This is a genomic window from Lentibacillus sp. CBA3610 (genome assembly GCF_013373365.1).
Lineage (GTDB): Bacteria > Bacillota > Bacilli > Bacillales > Amphibacillaceae > Lentibacillus.
Genome location: NZ_CP035925.1, coordinates 1013364 through 1030675, shown reverse-complemented (window position 1 = coordinate 1030675; position 17312 = coordinate 1013364). Strand labels below are relative to the sequence as shown.

Sequence of the window (17312 nt, the reverse complement as noted above, 5' to 3'; positions counted from 1 at the left end):
TTAATAGGCAACGCGAGGATAAAAACGAATTTTTTACGTGTTTTATGAGCCAATAAATTCATTTTAACAAATTATATAAAAGTTCATAACCCTTTAAAACCGTACGTTTTCGTATCGTTTGCCTATCTCCCTGAAACGTATATTTTTCCGCCTGCTGTTTTCCCGATGTTGTATAGACAGCAATAAACACCGTCCCCGGCGGATGCCCTTCACTATAGTCCGGTCCAGCAACCCCTGTAAAACTAATTCCGATATCCGCGTCCAGAAGTGAACAGACGTTTTCAGCCATAGACAGGGCGCATTCTTTACTGACCGTTCCATATTGCTGAATAAGCTCTGGTTTAACATGCAGTACACGCTCTTTTACTTTCGTATCATAACAGACAATTCCACCACGGCATACGTTTGAAGCCCCTGGAACAGAAATTAACTTATCAGTGAACTGACCGCCCGTAAGGCTTTCAGCTGCTCCGACTGATTTATTTGTCTGCTGAAGTAATTCTAACACTTTTTCTGCCAATGTTTGGTCGTCATCACCATAGTAATACCCGCCAACCCTATCAAGAATTTCCTGTTTCGTCCGGTCAATAACAGCAGTTGCTTCTTCGTCATTATCCGCTTTAGCTGTCAACCTGATGGCTACACCTTCATTTTGAGCCAGGGGAGCTATCGTTGGATTTGTCTGACATTGAATCAGATCACTCAGTTCATGTTCCAGGGATGATTCACCAATCCCGATAAAACGGAGCATTGATGATTTGATAACGGTATCTGCTCCCGACAGATATTGCAAATGCGGGAGGACATTGTCTGTCATCATGCGTTTCATTTCCCGCGGAACCCCAGGTAAAAAAATCCATGTTTTACGCTCAAATGAGACGATCATTCCCGGGGCCATTCCTGTCTGATTTTCGATAACATCTGCCCCGGTAAAAACACGTGCCTGCTTTCTGTTATTAGGTGTCATGTCCGCTATTTGATTTTGAAAATACGCTTCAATTTTGCGCATGGATGGTTCATGTTCAACGATGCCCATTCCGGTAATTTGCTGAAAAGCTTCGCGGGTCAAATCATCTTCTGTCGGTCCCAGGCCTCCCGTGATGATTAAGACATCAGACCTGTCACCTGAAACGCGAAACTGATTTTCGACGCGTTTGAGGTTGTCACCAACAACAGAATGATGATGAACATTTATTCCAATTGATGCTAATTTTTCAGATATCCACTGTGCATTCGTATTAGCAATCTGTCCCAATAATAACTCTGTACCAACTGCAACAATTTCAGCACTAATGTTTTTCATTATTTTGAATCCCTCATGACATGCCAATTTTTCACAAAATAATCATAACCTGATGCGATCGTAAAGAATAAAGCTGCATATAGCATTATCGTGCCTAACGGAATTGCGATAAATGAAAATGGAAAGTTATGAAGAAGCAATAATGCTATCGCAATCATTTGGGTCGCTGTTTTTAATTTTCCCATGCTTCCCGCTGCCAGTACGATTCCTTCTCCCGCGGCAACAAGACGCAAACCGGTTACAGCTAACTCCCTGCTGATAATGATAATGGCAACCCATCCAGGGGCCAGGCCCAGTTCCACCAGCAGAATCAATGCGGCAGCTATAAGCAGTTTATCTGCCAGCGGGTCTAAAAATTTTCCCAAATTTGTAACCAGGTTATTTTTTCTCGCATAATACCCATCAACCCAATCAGTTGCCGCTGCAATAATAAACAGTAAGGCTGCAGCAAAGTGGGATACAGGCAATACTGTTTCACCAATGTCCCATTCACCCCAATTGAATGGAACAGTTAACAAAATAATAAAAATCGGTATTAAAAGAATTCGTGACAGTGTCATCTTGTTTGGTATATTCACAAGGTTTCCCTCCTGCATATAAAACCCTTCCCCGTTAACAGTAAGGAAGGGCTATTAGAAATAATGTTCCTTTGGATTTGAATTATTCCCCTGCTCTTTCAATGTTAATCCAAATTTTTTGAAATACTTCTTCGTCAGGATCAACCGGATATTCCAAATCAGTTCCATCAATCGTTATATCCAAAGCCGGCGCACTTCCGACACTGAACCACACACGATCTGCTTCTGATAAATCCACTTCAACAGGGGAATTGTCAGTGGTGACCATACCTGAAAATAAACTTTCACCGGCATCATTTTCCACTTCGAGCCAGGAGTCGTTTGTTGCTTCAATTACGGCTGTTGTATCGTCACTCGCATTTTCGAGTGTCAGAGTAGATTCAGGTGCACTCCCTGTTCCTTCTTCCTCAATCACGAATTCAGGTTGTGAATCTTCAGCTTCAGCTGATTCGGTATCCGTGTTCGCATCACTACTATTTTCGGATTGTGAATCATTTTCTGCATCACTGCCGGCGGAGCCATCGTCTTCAGTTTGTCCATCTTCCTGACTGTCACTATCAGAATCACGGATAATTTCATTATCGTCTTGTGTACCGGCAGGTTGTGTACTATCTTCTGAAAATGAATCCTGTAAAAAAAGCCATACGATAAAAATGATACCGATCACTAGCAGTACAACAATGACAGTTGGTATGAAAGAAAAAACATTTGTATTTTTACTGGGATTATTATCTTTGCGTGACCGGTGAATTTGCGAATAATGTTCTTTGTTATCCTCTTCTGTCTGTGGAAGGTCCTCTTTGTATTCCTCGAGTAATTCATTAGGATCAAGCCCTACTGCTGAGGCATACTCTTTAATAAATGCACGGGCATAAAATGTTCCTGGCAGGATTTTGAAATTGCCTTGTTCAATTGCTTCCAAATACCTTTTCTGTATTTTGGTTGTCTCCTGCAAACTTTCCAAAGACAAATTTTGTTCTTCTCTTGCTTCCTTTAACCTTTCACCTATCTCCATCCAAAACACCGTCCATTTTAGAAAACTTAGCTGATTGCCAACCGTTTATACCAAATCCTTAGTTGCACTTATACAGACAGTAAACAAAATAATTTCCCTGTCTGTTAAAAATCAAACATCGAAAAACCATCTTCCTGGATAAAATGATTATTTTGAACAGGTTCATATGTAATTTCCTCGTTTTCATCGCTCCTGAGTTCAATAATATAATCAAAATCATCCAGACTATATTCGGTGGATTGTGCAAACATATCAGGGTGTTCTACAACTTTGATTGCCGGAAGATGCATAATTTCCCGAATAAGCTCCCAATGTTTTTCATTAGCGCGGCGTGTTGAAACAATCCCGTCAATAATATATATATGATTGCTATCATATTCACCTTTTATAAGTTGACTGCGGACAGTTTGTTTAAGTAAAGTGCTTGATACGAACAGCCACCGTTTATTGGCGGAAACACTGGCTGCTACAACTGATTCCGTCTTGCCGACACGTGGCATTCCGCGTATCCCGATTAATTTATGTCCTTCTTTTTTATACAACTCCGCCATAAAGTCCACTAATATTCCCAGATCATTCCGGACAAATCGAAATGTTTTACTGTCATCACTGTCACTTTGAATGTACCGGCCATGTCTTACGGCAAGTTTATCACGCAGTTTTGGCTTTCTGATTTTTGTGACCTTTATCGTGTCCATCGTTTGCATAATCGACTTCAGGCGTAAAATTTGTTCCTCTTCCCTGGTAAGCAGCAGCATACCTCTTCTTGATTTTGCTACACCATTAATCGAAACGATATTAATAGAGAGCATTCCTAATAAAGAAGAAATATCCCCTAATAAACCCGGACGATTATATTGTATCTCATATTCAAGGTACCATTCTGTTTTCTCCATAGTAAACCCCTTTTATATGCATGCTGAATTCAAACTGATTATCCCGCCTTAACGGACAGTAAGTTACCCATTTCAAAATTGCAGAAAGTCTAAAATTAGAGAGGATAACAACTGCCCATAAAGGTCCGATTCTGTTCGGGCCTGCACGATGCAGGTCACGGGAGGCGCCCGCACAGGACGCTCGAGCCTTTAGCCTTTGTACCTTGGTATCATTGGAGAAATTCACTCCACTGAATGAAGTTTCACGTTATATTACTATAATAAAGTATTTTCGGTATGAAGAAAAGGAGATTAATGCAATAATCGGGAAAAAATAAAGAAGCTGCATGAGAGAATACAGCTTCTTTACCTGATTATTCCATTTATGCATTTCCCTGATTTTGTACAAGTTTAACCATTGCGCTGGCCAATGCATGTCTTTCATCCTCAGATGCAGCAGTCCAAATCTCCTGTAAAACAGCCTCTTCACTATTTTTAGCGCTTGTGTTGGCTGCAAGATAATCGCCAACTTCATAGGCCATATTTGAAATGGTTTCCTGACCCATACCCTCGGACTCTGCCTGCTGTAGTCTGTCAGCCAAAAATGCCTTCCATGTGTCAAAATTATCAAGAACGGACATGTCAATCTGCCTCCCTCAAATTTTTTTACATGGATAGTATTTGATTTATGTGCCTGTTTATGCATAGGATTTATTACGATCTCCAGCCGCCGCTTACATGAATGATTTCGCCATGTATGTAATCGGATTGTTTGCTCATCAAAAAGCTGACCGTATGAGCGATATCATCTGAGGTACCGGCACGGTTAGCCGGGATATCATGAATAATCTTTTCTTTTTCCTCACGCAGCAGCTGCTGATTCATCTTTGTATCAATAAATCCCGGACTGACTGCGTTCACTGCTACACCGGAAGGAGCAGTTTCTTTAGACAGTGCTTTAACGAAACTGTTTTGTGCTCCTTTAACAGAAGAGTAAACCACTTCATTACCGGCACCAACTTCCCCCCAAACCGACGTTATAAATATAATTCTGCCTTGTTTATGCTGAATCATCGAGGGCAATAGATGCTTTGTAATCATCCAGGGAGCCTTAACATGAAGCGTGAGCATTCGGTCCATTAACGTTTCGTTCATATCCTGAAATAAACCATAATGTGCATTACCACCAGCAAAAATAATGGCATCAACAGGAAATACAGCCTGGCTTATAAGATGGCTGATGCCTTTTGTGTTACTTAAGTCCGCCTGTATGTCCATTAAAATGGACTCCGCCTCTAAATTCGCCCAATTATCTTCCATTGCCTGTTTATTTTGATAATAATGCAATATCAGCTGATAGCCTTCCTCAGCCAGCTGTTTGGCAATCGCGGTGCCAATATCACCGCTCGCACCAATAATCAGTACGTTTCTCCCCATTAAAATCCCCTACTCATTCACTATTTTGCAAACCGCTACACGCTTATCGTCAATCCAACTCTGTACAAATGCATTAAAATCATCAACCGTCAATGACTGGATAAACGGAATAATGGTAAATAAATCAACACCGACGATATCATAGTGTATATACTGGTTTGCCATGAACTCCAATGAATTCATCGCACGCAGTAATTGTCCGATTTTCTTTTTCTTCATACGCTCGACTTCTTCAGCACTGAACACTTTATTATTAGTGGACCCGAGCAATTCACGGACTTTATCTGCAAACTGATCCGGTTCACTTGTATTACCACCGATAAATGTATACCCAAAATTTTTCTCCAGACTTGTATCAAAATAAAAACTGGCATCAATCAATTGCTGATCATAGAGCTGCTGGTAAAACGGCCCACCTTTGGAAAAGTAAAAATCAACAACCATATCCTGCAGCAAATCCTGTTTTAAAAACGCCTCACCAGTGAGTTCAGATGATGATTCTTTTATGCCGACCGTGCATTTCGGAACCTGAACAGGCATTGTTATGTTTTTCTCTTTTTCAGCAACCGAATCGGGCTCTTTGGGGTATGCACGATTGATATCCTCCATTTTGGCGAAATCCTTGGATGCCTGATTGTGCCGGATCAAATCCATCATTTGCTGCACATCAAAATTACCGGCAATAAACAGCGTCATGTTCTCCGGATGATAAAAGGTATTATAACACGTATATAAATCATCTTTTGTCATTGTCTGAATCGAATCGACCGTACCCGGAATGTCAATTTTTACCGGATGCTGATGGAACATAGCCTTCAATGTTCCCGTGAACGATCGCCAATCAGGCTGATCATTGTACATCTCAATTTCCTGAGCGATAATACCTTTTTCTTTCTCGACTGATTCCTCTGTAAAATATGGATCCTGAACAAAATCAAGTAATGTTTCAACATTTTGTTCGATATGATTGGTTGCTGCAAACAGGTATGCTGTTTTGGTAAAGGACGTATAGGCATTAGCTGATGCCCCTTGTTTGCCAAAGTCGTCAAATACATCGCGATCCGCTTTTTCAAACATTTTATGTTCCAGAAAATGGGCAACACCCTCCGGAACTGTAACGTGTTCGGTGCCATTAATGGGTACAAACGTCTGGTCAATTGAACCATAATCAGTTGAAAATATCCCATACGTTTTTGCCATTTCAGGTTTAGGCAGCAGAAAGACGGACAGACCATTTCTTAGTTTTTCCTTATAAATAACTTCCTCAATATGGTCATATGACAGTTTATTCATCCGTATCGCCCCCTTGATTGGTCAATAAGTAAATCGTATCCAACATTAATTTATTCGCAACCTGAACAACCTCATCTTTACTGACATTCTTGATGCCATCAATCAGCGCATCTGGTGACCGCTCAGTATCGGCTGCAACCTGCTGGTACATAAGTTCAATCATCCCTTTAGAATGATCCATGGTTTCAAGCAGCTGGTTAACAATTAATTCTTTTGTATTAGCCATTTCTTCTTCCGTAAAGTCGCCGTTTTTCATGGCCTCCACCTGCTGCTCAATAATTTCCCGTGCTTGCTGATAATCTTCAGGCGCAATACCACTGAAAACAAACAACAATCCCTTGTGGCTTTCAAACCTTGAGGCTGCATAATAAGCAAGACTATTTTTTTCCCGGACATTGGTAAACAATTTTGAACTTGGAAATCCGCCAAACAGCCCGTTAAAAACATGCAGGGCAAAATAGTCATGATCCTGGAAGGCTATATGCGTTCGGTAGCCAAAGTGCAATTTTGCCTGTTGAATATTTTGTTTTTCAACGATTGTTTGAGGCTCGTTCACAAGTTTTTCTGTGTCATCCTCTTTGGCCACTGATCTGTTATAGTCATCACGATGAAAAACCGATTTCAGTTTCTTTTCCATTTCGTTACGGTCTACATCACCTGCTGCATAAATATCGAGCTGGTCTTCCTGCAGCATCGAACAGTAGTAAGCATACAGATTTTCAGGTGTGATCGATTCAAGATCTTCAACGTAGCCATGTACATGCAGCTTATAGCGTTCTTCACTGCACATTTCATCAAGCAGCCGCATATTAGCATAACGCATTTTATCGTCGGCGATTGCATTGATTTTCTGTTTTAGTGTATCTTTCTCCCTGGCGACAACTGATGGAAAAAAAGAATCTTGTTGACGATTTGGATTAAAAATAGCTTCCTTTAATAACGCAATGGCTTCATCCATAATGGCGGATTCATCCGAAATAAATTTCTGATTGGCCGTTTCAAGGCTGATTGTCATAATATGATAATGACCTTTTTTGGAGCTATTCATGGTTAAAACCGCTCCGTACAAACTATCCAGTTTAATCTGAAGTGCACTTCGATCCGGATATGATTCTGTTCCCTGCTGAAGAATAAGCGGCAGTAATGCACGTTTCGTTATCGTATCACGCGATAATCGTGCTTTGAATTTAGCCGTAATGGATATGGTTTTAAATTTTTTCGTTGGTACAATATGGAACCGAACGCCTTGTTCATTCACTGCATTCTCATAGGCTCCGTTCATTCAGGATCCTCCTTATGTAATAATATCCGTTCTTTCTTTAGTGTAGCTCACATTATATATATTATAGCAAAAACCTGAATTACTTTTCTTCCAAGCAACTCAGGCTCATGATTAAAACGCAAGCTGTTTTAAATCGAAAAGTATAAAATCTCGGATGACGTTGTCAATATGGAAATCGGCTAACTCGCCGATTTCTTCCAATCCGACCTCTGGCATCTGAAAAGACGCGTCAGCGTTTTTTCTTAATTTATTGCTTATTATCTCGTTCCTTTTATATATGGCTCTCCGTTGGCTCTTGGTGCTTCGGCGCGTCCGATGAACCCTGCCAGGGCCAGGATTGTTAAGACGTACGGTGCAATCAGCAGGAATACTTGCGGAACGTCTTCAAGCAGTGGGACACCACCGCTGATAACACTCAAGCTCTGGGCAAAACCAAAGAATAATGCAGCTCCCATTGCCCCCAATGGATGCCATTTTCCAAAAATGACAGCTGCCAGAGACATGAAACCTTGACCGACAATGGTCGCGTGAGAAAAGTTTAACGCAATTGTTAAAGCAAATACTGATCCGCCAAGACCACCGAGGGCTCCGGACAGGATAACAGCAACATAACGCATTTTGTAAACATTTATCCCGTTCGTATCAGCTGCCATTGGATGTTCGCCGACAGAACGGAGCCGCAATCCAAATGGCGTTTTATAGAGTGCATACCAAGCGACAACAGCGAGAACGATAGCTAAGTAAGAGCTTAAGTAAATACCCTGGAAAAATATTTCGCCGATGATCGGAATATCTGCGAGCAACGGGATATCACGGGTGAAAAATTGTTGTGATACCATGTCGGTTTGACCTTTGTCGTACCATTGCTTTGTCAGGAACACACCTAAACCAAGCGCCAAAAAGTTAATCGCAACGCCGCTGACGACCTGATCTGCACGGAATGAAACGGCAGCTACTGCATGAATCAGCGAAAATATGGCTGATACAATAGCAGCGGCAATGATCGATACCCATGGTGTCCAAGCGCCAAATACGTCGGCAAACGTAAGGTTAAATACAATACCGACAAACGCTCCCATGACCATCAGACCTTCCAATCCAATATTAATAACGCCGGACCGTTCACTGAATACTCCGCCCAATGCTGTAAATATTAAGGGTGCTGAAAAGAAAAGTGCCGGTGGAATGATCGACTGTAATAGATCAACAAATCCCATTTATTTCTCCTCCTTTTTAAAGCGAAGTATGACCCAGCGAATAATATAACCTGAGGCAACGAAGAAAATGATCAGTGCAATAATAATATCAACCAGTTCAGTAGGCACCCCTGCTTCTGTCGGCATATTTAAGCCGCCAACTTTAAGCGCTCCGAACAAAATGGCCGCAAACACAACGCCGATAGCGGTATTGGCGCCTAACAGTGCTACTGCTATCCCATCAAAACCAAGATTGTTAAAACCTGATTGCACAGACATATAGCCAAATGTCCCTAACCCTTCCATGGCACCGGCCAATCCGGCAAATGCTCCGGCAATGACCATGGATAATATAATATTCCGTTTAACATTCATACCGGCATATTTCGAAGCATGTTCATTAAAACCGACTGCCTTGAGTTCATATCCCAGAGACGTCCGTTCGATAATAAACCACATGATAACAGCTGCAAATAAGGCAATAAAAATACCATAGTGCATCCGTGAAAAATACGTCATATTCTGAAACCATTCCGAAGCCAGTGATGCTGTTCCCGCCACATCAGGGGTTTTATCCTCATTATCGGAAAGAACACTGCGGACGATCGCATTGGCAGAATATAAAGCAGTATAATTTAACATAATCGTTACAATCACTTCATGTACGCCGCGGGTTGCTTTCAAAAGACCGGGAATAAAGCCCCAAACAGCACCCGCAAGTGCCGCAACGATAATGGCAAGAGGCAGGTGAATATACATCGGGGCTTCAACCGTTGTACCAATCCATACCGCAGCAAGCCATCCTACAATAACCTGACCTTCAGCACCAATATTAAGCAATCCGGATCTGAAAGCAAATGCTACTGCCAAACCGGTAAATATGTAAGGTGTCACTTGGCGGACAGTTTCACCAACGTAGTAAGCATCACCAAACGCACCATTCCACAATGCAATATACCCTGTAATTGGGTTATAACCGAAGCCGAGCATAATAAGTGCGCCAACCACCAGCCCGATTAGTACCGATATCAGGGGCACAAGTAAATTAAAAAGTCTATTGGTATTCACTTCTGACCACCTGCCTTCTCTTTCGTGCTTCCAGCCATTAATAAGCCCAATTCATTTTCATCCGTTTCTTCCGGTTTCACTTCGGCGATATTTTTTCCGTCAAACATGACAGCAATCTTATCACTTAAATCCATAATTTCGTCCAGTTCAAACGAGATTAATAGAATAGCTCTTCCTTTGTCACGTTCTTCAATTAATCGATTATGAATAAATTCAATCGCACCAACATCCAATCCCCTTGTCGGCTGCGCTGCAATCAATAAATCCGGAGACCGGTCAATCTCTCGTCCAATAATCGCTTTTTGCTGGTTGCCGCCTGATAAAGCCCGGGCCTTCGTATAGACACTTGGCGTTCTAATATCATATTCGTCAACCAGCTCTTCAGCTTTTTGGTAAATTTCCTTATAGTTGAGCGTCTTATATTTGGAGTATGGTTTCTGATAGTACGTCTGCAGAACCATATTTTCCCCCACTGTAAAATCCAGTACCAATCCATATTTATGCCGGTCCTGTGGTATATGTCCAATACCGCTTTCTGTCACTTTTCGGGGTGATAGATTTGTAATATCCTTATTGTTTAATCGAACCGTTCCCGATTCAGATTTTTGCAGCCCAGTAATGGCTTCCACCAATTCCGATTGTCCATTGCCATCCACACCGGCAACCCCAACAATCTCTCCGGCACGTACTTCCAAATCCATCCCTTTGACCATGTCAACTTTTCGTTTATCCTTCACGCTTAAATTTTGAATACTCAGGACCGTTCCCTTTGGTTCAGCAGGTTTTTTTTCAATCTTGAAACTGACATCTCTGCCCACCATCAGTGAAGCAAGCTCGGTCACGGACGTCTCAGCCACATTTAATGTATCAATTCCTTTACCTTTCCGGATAACCGTACACCGCTCACTGATCTCCATGATTTCTTTCAATTTATGCGTAATTAAAATAATCGATTTGCCTTCAGCAGTTAACGCGTGCATAATCTCCATCAATTCAGTAATTTCCTGCGGTGTCAATACAGCAGTGGGTTCGTCAAAAATCAGGACTTCTGCACCGCGGTACAACGTTTTGAGAATTTCGACACGCTGCTGCATGCCTACTGATATATCACTGATTTTGGCAGTTGCATCAACCCGCAGGCCATATCGGTCAGAAAGTTCCTGAACTTCCTTTTCGGCTTTTTTTAAATTGATTTTACCAAATTTTGTTGGTTCACTTCCTAAAATAATATTTTGTGTGACGGTAAATGGCTCAACTAACATAAAGTGCTGGTGGACCATCCCTATTCCCAGATCATTTGCAACATTTGGATCCGTTATATTTACTGGTTCCCCGTTCACACGAATTTCACCTTTGTCCGGTTGGTACAGTCCAAAAAGCACATTCATCAATGTTGATTTCCCGGCACCATTTTCACCTAACAGGGCGTGAATTTCACCTTTTTTTAATTGAAGTGTTATATTATCATTCGCAACAACACCAGGAAATTCCTTGCGTATGTTTAACATTTCCACCACATAATCCACGTGTGATCACTCCTTTATTCTGGCTGTTCATTTTAAAAATTGCCAAATGAAAAGGGGCTGAGATCAGCTTTTCATTTGAAAATTTTTAATTAATTGACGCTAAATTAAGAAGAAAAAGACTGGCCTTTACCAGCCTTTTTCTATAGGTTTACAATGAATTCAAATAGTCGTCCAGTTCCTCGTGTGTTTGCGGCACGTCTACTTCACCATCAATGATTTGTTGTTTCCATTCATCAACGGCTTCAGCGATCTCATCCGTATAAGCCTCTTCATGCGTTTCCGCCAGACCGACACCTTCGTCTTCAACGCCAAATTCGAGCACTTCACCGCCCGGGAATTCACCATTCATGGCCATGTTGCTTACTTCTTGAACAGAGTTGTCCACACGTTTGATCATAGATGTCAACGTAACGTTTTGGTCGCCAATCTCGCCTTCTTCATATTGGTCGCGATCAACGCCAATGACCCAAATTTCACGATCGGGTTCATTGTTTTTAATGTCTTTTGCCTCGGCAAACACACCATTGCCTGTCGCACCGGAAGAATGATAAATAACATCGATATCATCATTATACATACTGTTGGCAATCAATTTTCCATCGTCCGGTGCATCAAAAGCTTCTGCGTATTGAACATCAATTTCAATATCCGGGTTGACTGTTTTGGCGCCTGCTCTGAAACCGGATTCAAATTTGTTAATCAGGTCGGAATCCGTTCCGCCGACAAACCCGACTTTATCTGTGTTTGTTTTATGAGCAGCCGCAACACCTGCCAGGAAAGAACCTTCATGGTCGGCAAATGTAATACTGGCTACATTATCACCTTCAACGACAGAGTCAACAATGGCGAAATTTGTATCCGGGTATTGTTCAGCAACATCACTAACCGCATCTTCCAATAAATAGCCAATACCAAAGACCATGTTATAGTCTTCGCGTACAAGACGATTTAAGTTTGGCGCATAGTCAGAATCATTATTTGACTGGGCATAGTCATATCCTTCACCTTCTTCAAGACCATGCTCTTCGCCCCATGCTGTGAGTCCTTCCCACGCAGACTGGTTAAACGATTTGTCATCAACACCGCCAACGTCTGTTACCATTGCAGCTGAGAAATCAGATATTCACTCGCTTCATTGTCTGAACATTACCATTGCCAGAACCTGTATCTTCTCCTTCAGATCACCCATCGCCACACGCTGCCAATAGCATCCGACGGTCAGTATAAAGCTAACAGCAGAATTTTGCGATTTTTCACGATTAAAACCCCCTGATTTTAAATAATAATGATAGACGGAACTTACTGCATCAACATTTACTTTTTATGTTGACATCACCTCCCTAAACAGAGTATGAAATCCTTTACACGCGTTTCCGTAAAACATGAAAGCTGAATACATCAGAACGGAGAAATTTGCAGAATAGAGTACGGTTCATCATCATGGGTATAGTGCATTTGCTTCAATACATAATGATTGCTCGGGGTCACAATTTCAAACTTCATAGATTCGGTCCTGATAACTGACAGGTTCGATATAGTACAGCATAGCTATCGTTTTTCCCGAAAATTCTTCCATCAATTTAAATATGGAGTCTGCCCTGTGTACACGGTCTAAAGGTATTAATCCTTCCGGCAATTTATCAATACAAAATACCACTGGCTCATGATCTGCTGTCCGCACACGTTCTACCTTTGCCAATGTGCTGATTTCTATTGGTGCAAATTTTGATCGCTCATCCTCCGTCGGTTCCAGAAATTCAGTTGACAGGAATTGTGATCCCGGTATTTTCCCGGACTGCTCGATCATATATGTAACACTGTTCAATTGTTCAATGCCTGATGAGAAAATAGGTTTCGGGTTAACAAAAGTACCTACACCATGCCGGCGTGTAACGATGTTTTCTTCCTCAAGAATACGCAAAGCTTCACGCAATGTCGCACGAGATACGCCTAAATCCTTTGACAGCTGAAATTCAGAAGGCAATTTTTGATTGGTTTTAATTTACGCTTTCATATTCACGTTTAACTTGATCAATAACTTGTAAGTATAAGTGACGTGAATCTATTTTCAGCGACATGATGTTCACCTTACATTTTATAGTGTGTACAACCTATTAGAGATCTGACATCTGACGTATGACTATCGATAGTTCGACATAAATATAACATGTCCTACAAAATAAATAAATAGATTTCAGGCAAAGTTTTTCAAAATTACTAGAGAGTTAAGGTTGTCCATTTGAAAACGACATCCTATAACAGGAAATGTCCGTTTCATGGATCGTATGATGTCTTTTCTTCACTGGGCTGGGAACAAGGACAGTCCGTGTTTGCTTCATAGGGACAACTATACACGATCTTCATGGCGGTCGATTATCGGTGCCGCCGTGTATAGCCGATTCGGAAGCGTCGCTGCAGCATGGATACCTGGCACTCTGCATTTTCAGTTATCAACTGTTACAGCATCATCATATAACGCATCATCGACATCCGAGACAACTTAACTTGTCTTCCGGGATCATTTCTTCCTGATAAGACGCTTTTTGCTGTTCGATGCAGTGGTCAACAATCCGTTCGACTTCTCATCGGATAAAACGCCCCCTTGTACCCTTGTAGGCTTCGATGATCCGACTGGCATAAACAGCATATCACGCGCCTACAGTTTTTCAGCACCACCAGCGTCCAGGATGGTCCGGGAATCGGTTGCTGAAGAGACACTGAATGCGATTCGTGAAGGGATGTTCGCTTTAATAACGCCTGTAATGACATCCACGATGGCCGCCTGTGTAGGCAAGAATCAAATGAATGCCGGCAGCCTTGCCATCTGGGGCAAAGCCTTGTAATGCATCTTCAACATCGTTGAAGCGACATCATCAAATCTGCCAGCTCGTCAACTAATACAACGATATAAGGCAGATTAGGCTGTCTTTCATCCTCTGATGCCGTTTGGTTATACTTTCGAATATACTCATTGTATCCTTCAATGTTACGTGTGCCTGTTTCCGAAAATAAATCATACCTTCTTTCCATTTCCGCTACCACTTTTTTCAGTGCCCTTGACGCTTTTTTCGGATCGGTTACAACGGGTGTCAATAAATGTGGAATACCGTTATAGACGTTTAACTCCACTTTTTTTGGATCGATCATCATCATTTTGACCTCATGTGGTTTAGCCCGCATCAAAATGGTCGTAATTGATACCATTGACACACACACTTTCGCTTCCGGTTGCACCGGCAATTACATATGCGGCATTTGCTTAATTCAGATATAATCGCATCCCTGAAATATCACGGCCAGAGCAAATATAGGTTTGGAGATTGTTCCGATACGTCGTATCCAGAACTTCCCGCAATGAAACCTTTGCAATTTCCTGATTTGGAACTTCAATACCAACAGCTTGACTTGCCTGGTATTGGTGCTTCCATACGAATGTCCTTGGCTGCCGGCGCCAAGGCTAAATCGTTCATGTAAATAACAATCTGCTACTTTGACACCAGCGTCCGGATACACTTCATATTTGTGACAGCAGGCCCGACATGTACCTTTGTAACTCTTGCCTTGACACCAAAACTATTAAATGTCCGTTCCAGTTTTCTGACGGTTGCTTGAATTTGTGATTTTTCCTGCTGCTGTGAGTTTTGCTTTGGTTCAGCCAGCAGATTCGGCGATGGTAACTCGTATTCATGATTTTCAGTTTCCGTCATTGGCAGCGGGCTGTCCTGCTCTTTTACTTCTGTGCTATCTGCATTGTCTGTATCAGTCGGAGCACTATCAGCTTCTGATTCCTGTGTGTCGAATGAATAGGCCACCATCCGTGGAATCCTGAATAACAGGCTCGTCCTGTTCAGTTTCATGATGCGTCACGGCTGCATATGTTAATGCGTCATTATCTGACTGATTATGATTAGACGTGTTGCTATAAACGTTCTTTTACTGATTTTCCCATTTCAGCAAGTCGTTCACTCCATTTAGAGAAAAATTGACCTAAGGAAAACTCCGTCATAAATATAATACCTATTAAAATAGAAAAAACAGACACAATCTTGGCGCCAACGGAGGAAAATAAATAATAGCAGAACGTAAATAAGATAGCTCCTATCATTCCGCCGCCCGTTTGAATGGCATTGCCACTCCCATCAACGAAAGCAAAGAATTTCCCATGTTGCCGCGAGAATCGATACCTCTTCGATGAGACAAGCATCTTTCATATGTTTGTATGTGAGTAAGCAGTAGAGTACGGCAAATAGATATAAAAACCTATTATTTCTTATTGGTGAAATCAGGGTACTGCGTTTATCATTAAAACAATACCTGTAACAAGCAAAAACAGTGAGGCAATGAAATACCAGATTCCCAGAAAAACCTGAAAATATGTTCAAGTCCGCCAGGGATCGCACCGTCACTAATAGCACTCGCTCCACTGCCGAAAATAGCCAGAAATATAAACAGCAGTCCGAGCAGTTCAAATTTCACTTGTTTATTTAACTGTCTTTTCTTTTTTCTTCTTTTTTTCTTTGCCAAATTTTTCACCTCACTTAATCAAGGCGTGAATAATATTCTATTTCTTCCAGAGATTTTAGGATTTCGCAGCTTACCGTCAACCTGCCGGCATGCAGGCAGGGGTCGCTTTTATCAATTCAGGATAACCTTATAAATCAAACCTTGGCTTTCACGATTAAAAGGGACTCGGTGAAAGCCAAGTTTTTCAATACAATTTGTTCCTATAAGCACAGTTTTTCAATATTTAGCGTTAATTTACCGCAAAATAGTGCCAGGCAGATAGTCAGAATTCATAAAATCCTGGGGGTCAGTCGAAAGCAATTGCAGCACTTGAAATTGACCATCTTCCATTTCCTCAACATATAACTGTTTTCCATTATGGGAAATACATTGCCGTTTTTGAAATTCCTGCTCTGAAGACGGAAAAATATCTGTTGTCGATAATGGGGTATACAACATTACTGCATCACCTGATTTTCCGGCCCCTGATTATCCTTAATCATTTCATTTAATTTGACCATTGCCTGCCCGACACCGCCAACTCCATCGATTAATCCATAGTCGACAGCATCTGTTCCAATAACGTTCGTTCCAATATCCCTGGTCAGATTTCCTTTAGCAAACATAAGCTCTTTAAACTTCTCTTCTTCAATGTTTGAATGCTGGACAACAAAATCAATTACGCGATCCTGCATTTTATCCATGTATTCAAACGTTTGCGGTACACCAATCACTAAGCCATTCAGCCGGATCGGATGAATTGTCATCGTTGCGGTTGGTGCTATAAAGAGTAATCGGCTGAGCCGCAATCGGAACACCAATGGAATGTCCGCCGCCTAATACAATTGAAAACAGTTGGTTTGGAAATGGAAGAAATCATCCGACAATGCCAGACCGGCCTCACATCGCCAACTGTATTCAATAGAACAATCAATCCCTCTATTTTGGGGATTTTGTTGCGACTGGCGGCAGCATATGTTCATATTTGGTCGTTTTATTCTGTGCGGGCAATTGCACATGCCCTTCCACTTGTCCAATGATCGACAATACATGAATATTGGAATCAGGTGCTTGTGGAACATTGGATTGGCCTAACTGGCTGAATCTTTGAACAGAGGCTGATTGTCCTTCGCCTGTCCTATTTGATTATCTTTCTTTGATGTTTCCATGTATGGACACTCTTCTTCATTACTAATCCATTTTAAACAGCTCTGTGAGTTGTGTATGCCTATAAGG

Annotated in this window: 14 protein-coding genes and 4 pseudogenes; all 18 read right to left on the bottom strand. The window is 41.6% G+C overall.

The annotated features are described in order from the left end of the window. Positions 1 to 58: 58 nt before the first annotated feature. Entirely contained in the window at positions 59 to 1303 is a 1245-nt protein-coding gene (locus Len3610_RS05220) for a competence/damage-inducible protein A (RefSeq protein ID WP_176447018.1), read from the bottom strand. Then, positions 1303 to 1881, bottom strand: coding sequence for a CDP-diacylglycerol--glycerol-3-phosphate 3-phosphatidyltransferase (pgsA, locus tag Len3610_RS05215; RefSeq protein ID WP_176447017.1), 579 nt, complete (start codon positions 1879 to 1881; stop codon positions 1303 to 1305). The genes Len3610_RS05220 and pgsA overlap by 1 nt, the downstream gene beginning before the upstream one ends. An 82-nt stretch (positions 1882 to 1963) precedes the next feature. Further along, positions 1964 to 2896 carry a helix-turn-helix domain-containing protein gene (locus Len3610_RS05210; protein WP_176447016.1) on the bottom strand — a complete coding sequence of 311 codons (933 nt, stop codon included), beginning with the start codon at positions 2894 to 2896 and terminating at the stop codon, positions 1964 to 1966. A gap of 104 nt (positions 2897 to 3000) precedes the next feature. Beyond that, complete coding sequence (locus Len3610_RS05205) at positions 3001 to 3792, bottom strand: YmfK family protein (RefSeq protein ID WP_176447015.1); 792 nt, start codon at positions 3790 to 3792, stop codon at positions 3001 to 3003. 362 nt (positions 3793 to 4154) lie between these two features. Continuing rightward, positions 4155 to 4412 carry a DUF3243 domain-containing protein gene (locus Len3610_RS05200; protein ID WP_176447014.1) on the bottom strand — a complete coding sequence of 86 codons (258 nt, stop codon included), beginning with the start codon at positions 4410 to 4412 and terminating at the stop codon, positions 4155 to 4157. A 73-nt stretch (positions 4413 to 4485) separates the two neighbouring features. After that, positions 4486 to 5208 carry an elongation factor P 5-aminopentanone reductase gene (locus Len3610_RS05195; protein ID WP_176447013.1) on the bottom strand — a complete coding sequence of 241 codons (723 nt, stop codon included), beginning with the start codon at positions 5206 to 5208 and terminating at the stop codon, positions 4486 to 4488. A gap of 9 nt (positions 5209 to 5217) precedes the next feature. Continuing rightward, positions 5218 to 6501 carry an EF-P 5-aminopentanol modification-associated protein YfmH gene (locus Len3610_RS05190; RefSeq protein ID WP_176447012.1) on the bottom strand — a complete coding sequence of 428 codons (1284 nt, stop codon included), beginning with the start codon at positions 6499 to 6501 and terminating at the stop codon, positions 5218 to 5220. Further along, positions 6494 to 7783: an EF-P 5-aminopentanol modification-associated protein YfmF gene (locus tag Len3610_RS05185; protein WP_176447011.1), complete on the bottom strand. Its 1290-nt coding sequence runs from the start codon at positions 7781 to 7783 to the stop codon at positions 6494 to 6496. Before Len3610_RS05185 ends, Len3610_RS05190 begins: the two co-directional genes overlap by 8 nt. A gap of 257 nt (positions 7784 to 8040) precedes the next feature. Next, positions 8041 to 9000 (bottom strand): ABC transporter permease, encoded by a 960-nt coding sequence (locus Len3610_RS05180; protein ID WP_176447010.1) that lies wholly within the window; start codon positions 8998 to 9000, stop codon positions 8041 to 8043. Further along, positions 9001 to 10047, bottom strand: coding sequence for an ABC transporter permease (locus Len3610_RS05175; RefSeq protein WP_176447009.1), 1047 nt, complete (start codon positions 10045 to 10047; stop codon positions 9001 to 9003). It abuts the gene before it with no gap. Beyond that, positions 10044 to 11573: an ABC transporter ATP-binding protein gene (locus Len3610_RS05170; protein ID WP_176447008.1), complete on the bottom strand. Its 1530-nt coding sequence runs from the start codon at positions 11571 to 11573 to the stop codon at positions 10044 to 10046. The genes Len3610_RS05175 and Len3610_RS05170 overlap by 4 nt, the downstream gene beginning before the upstream one ends. 148 nt (positions 11574 to 11721) lie before the next feature. Further along, positions 11722 to 12784, bottom strand: a pseudogene (locus Len3610_RS05165) (BMP family protein). A gap of 150 nt (positions 12785 to 12934) precedes the next feature. Next, a pseudogene (locus Len3610_RS05160) lies at positions 12935 to 13651 on the bottom strand (GntR family transcriptional regulator). 307 nt (positions 13652 to 13958) lie between these two features. After that, a pseudogene (locus tag Len3610_RS05155) lies at positions 13959 to 15286 on the bottom strand (DNA translocase FtsK); the annotation flags it as partial. Positions 15287 to 15492: 206 nt separating this feature from the next. After that, positions 15493 to 15678: a hypothetical protein gene (locus Len3610_RS05150; RefSeq protein ID WP_176447007.1), complete on the bottom strand. Its 186-nt coding sequence runs from the start codon at positions 15676 to 15678 to the stop codon at positions 15493 to 15495. Positions 15679 to 15875: 197 nt separating this feature from the next. Next, the gene (locus tag Len3610_RS05145) at positions 15876 to 16097 is read right to left on the bottom strand and encodes a hypothetical protein (RefSeq protein ID WP_176447006.1); all 222 of its coding nucleotides are present in this window, start codon (positions 16095 to 16097) and stop codon (positions 15876 to 15878) included. 234 nt (positions 16098 to 16331) lie between these two features. Further along, positions 16332 to 16535: a YlzJ-like family protein gene (locus Len3610_RS05140; RefSeq protein ID WP_176447005.1), complete on the bottom strand. Its 204-nt coding sequence runs from the start codon at positions 16533 to 16535 to the stop codon at positions 16332 to 16334. Next, positions 16535 to 17198 (bottom strand): annotated as a pseudogene (locus Len3610_RS05135) (ClpP family protease); the annotation flags it as partial. The pseudogene Len3610_RS05135 and the gene Len3610_RS05140, both read right to left, overlap by 1 nt. Positions 17199 to 17312: the final 114 nt, after the last annotated feature.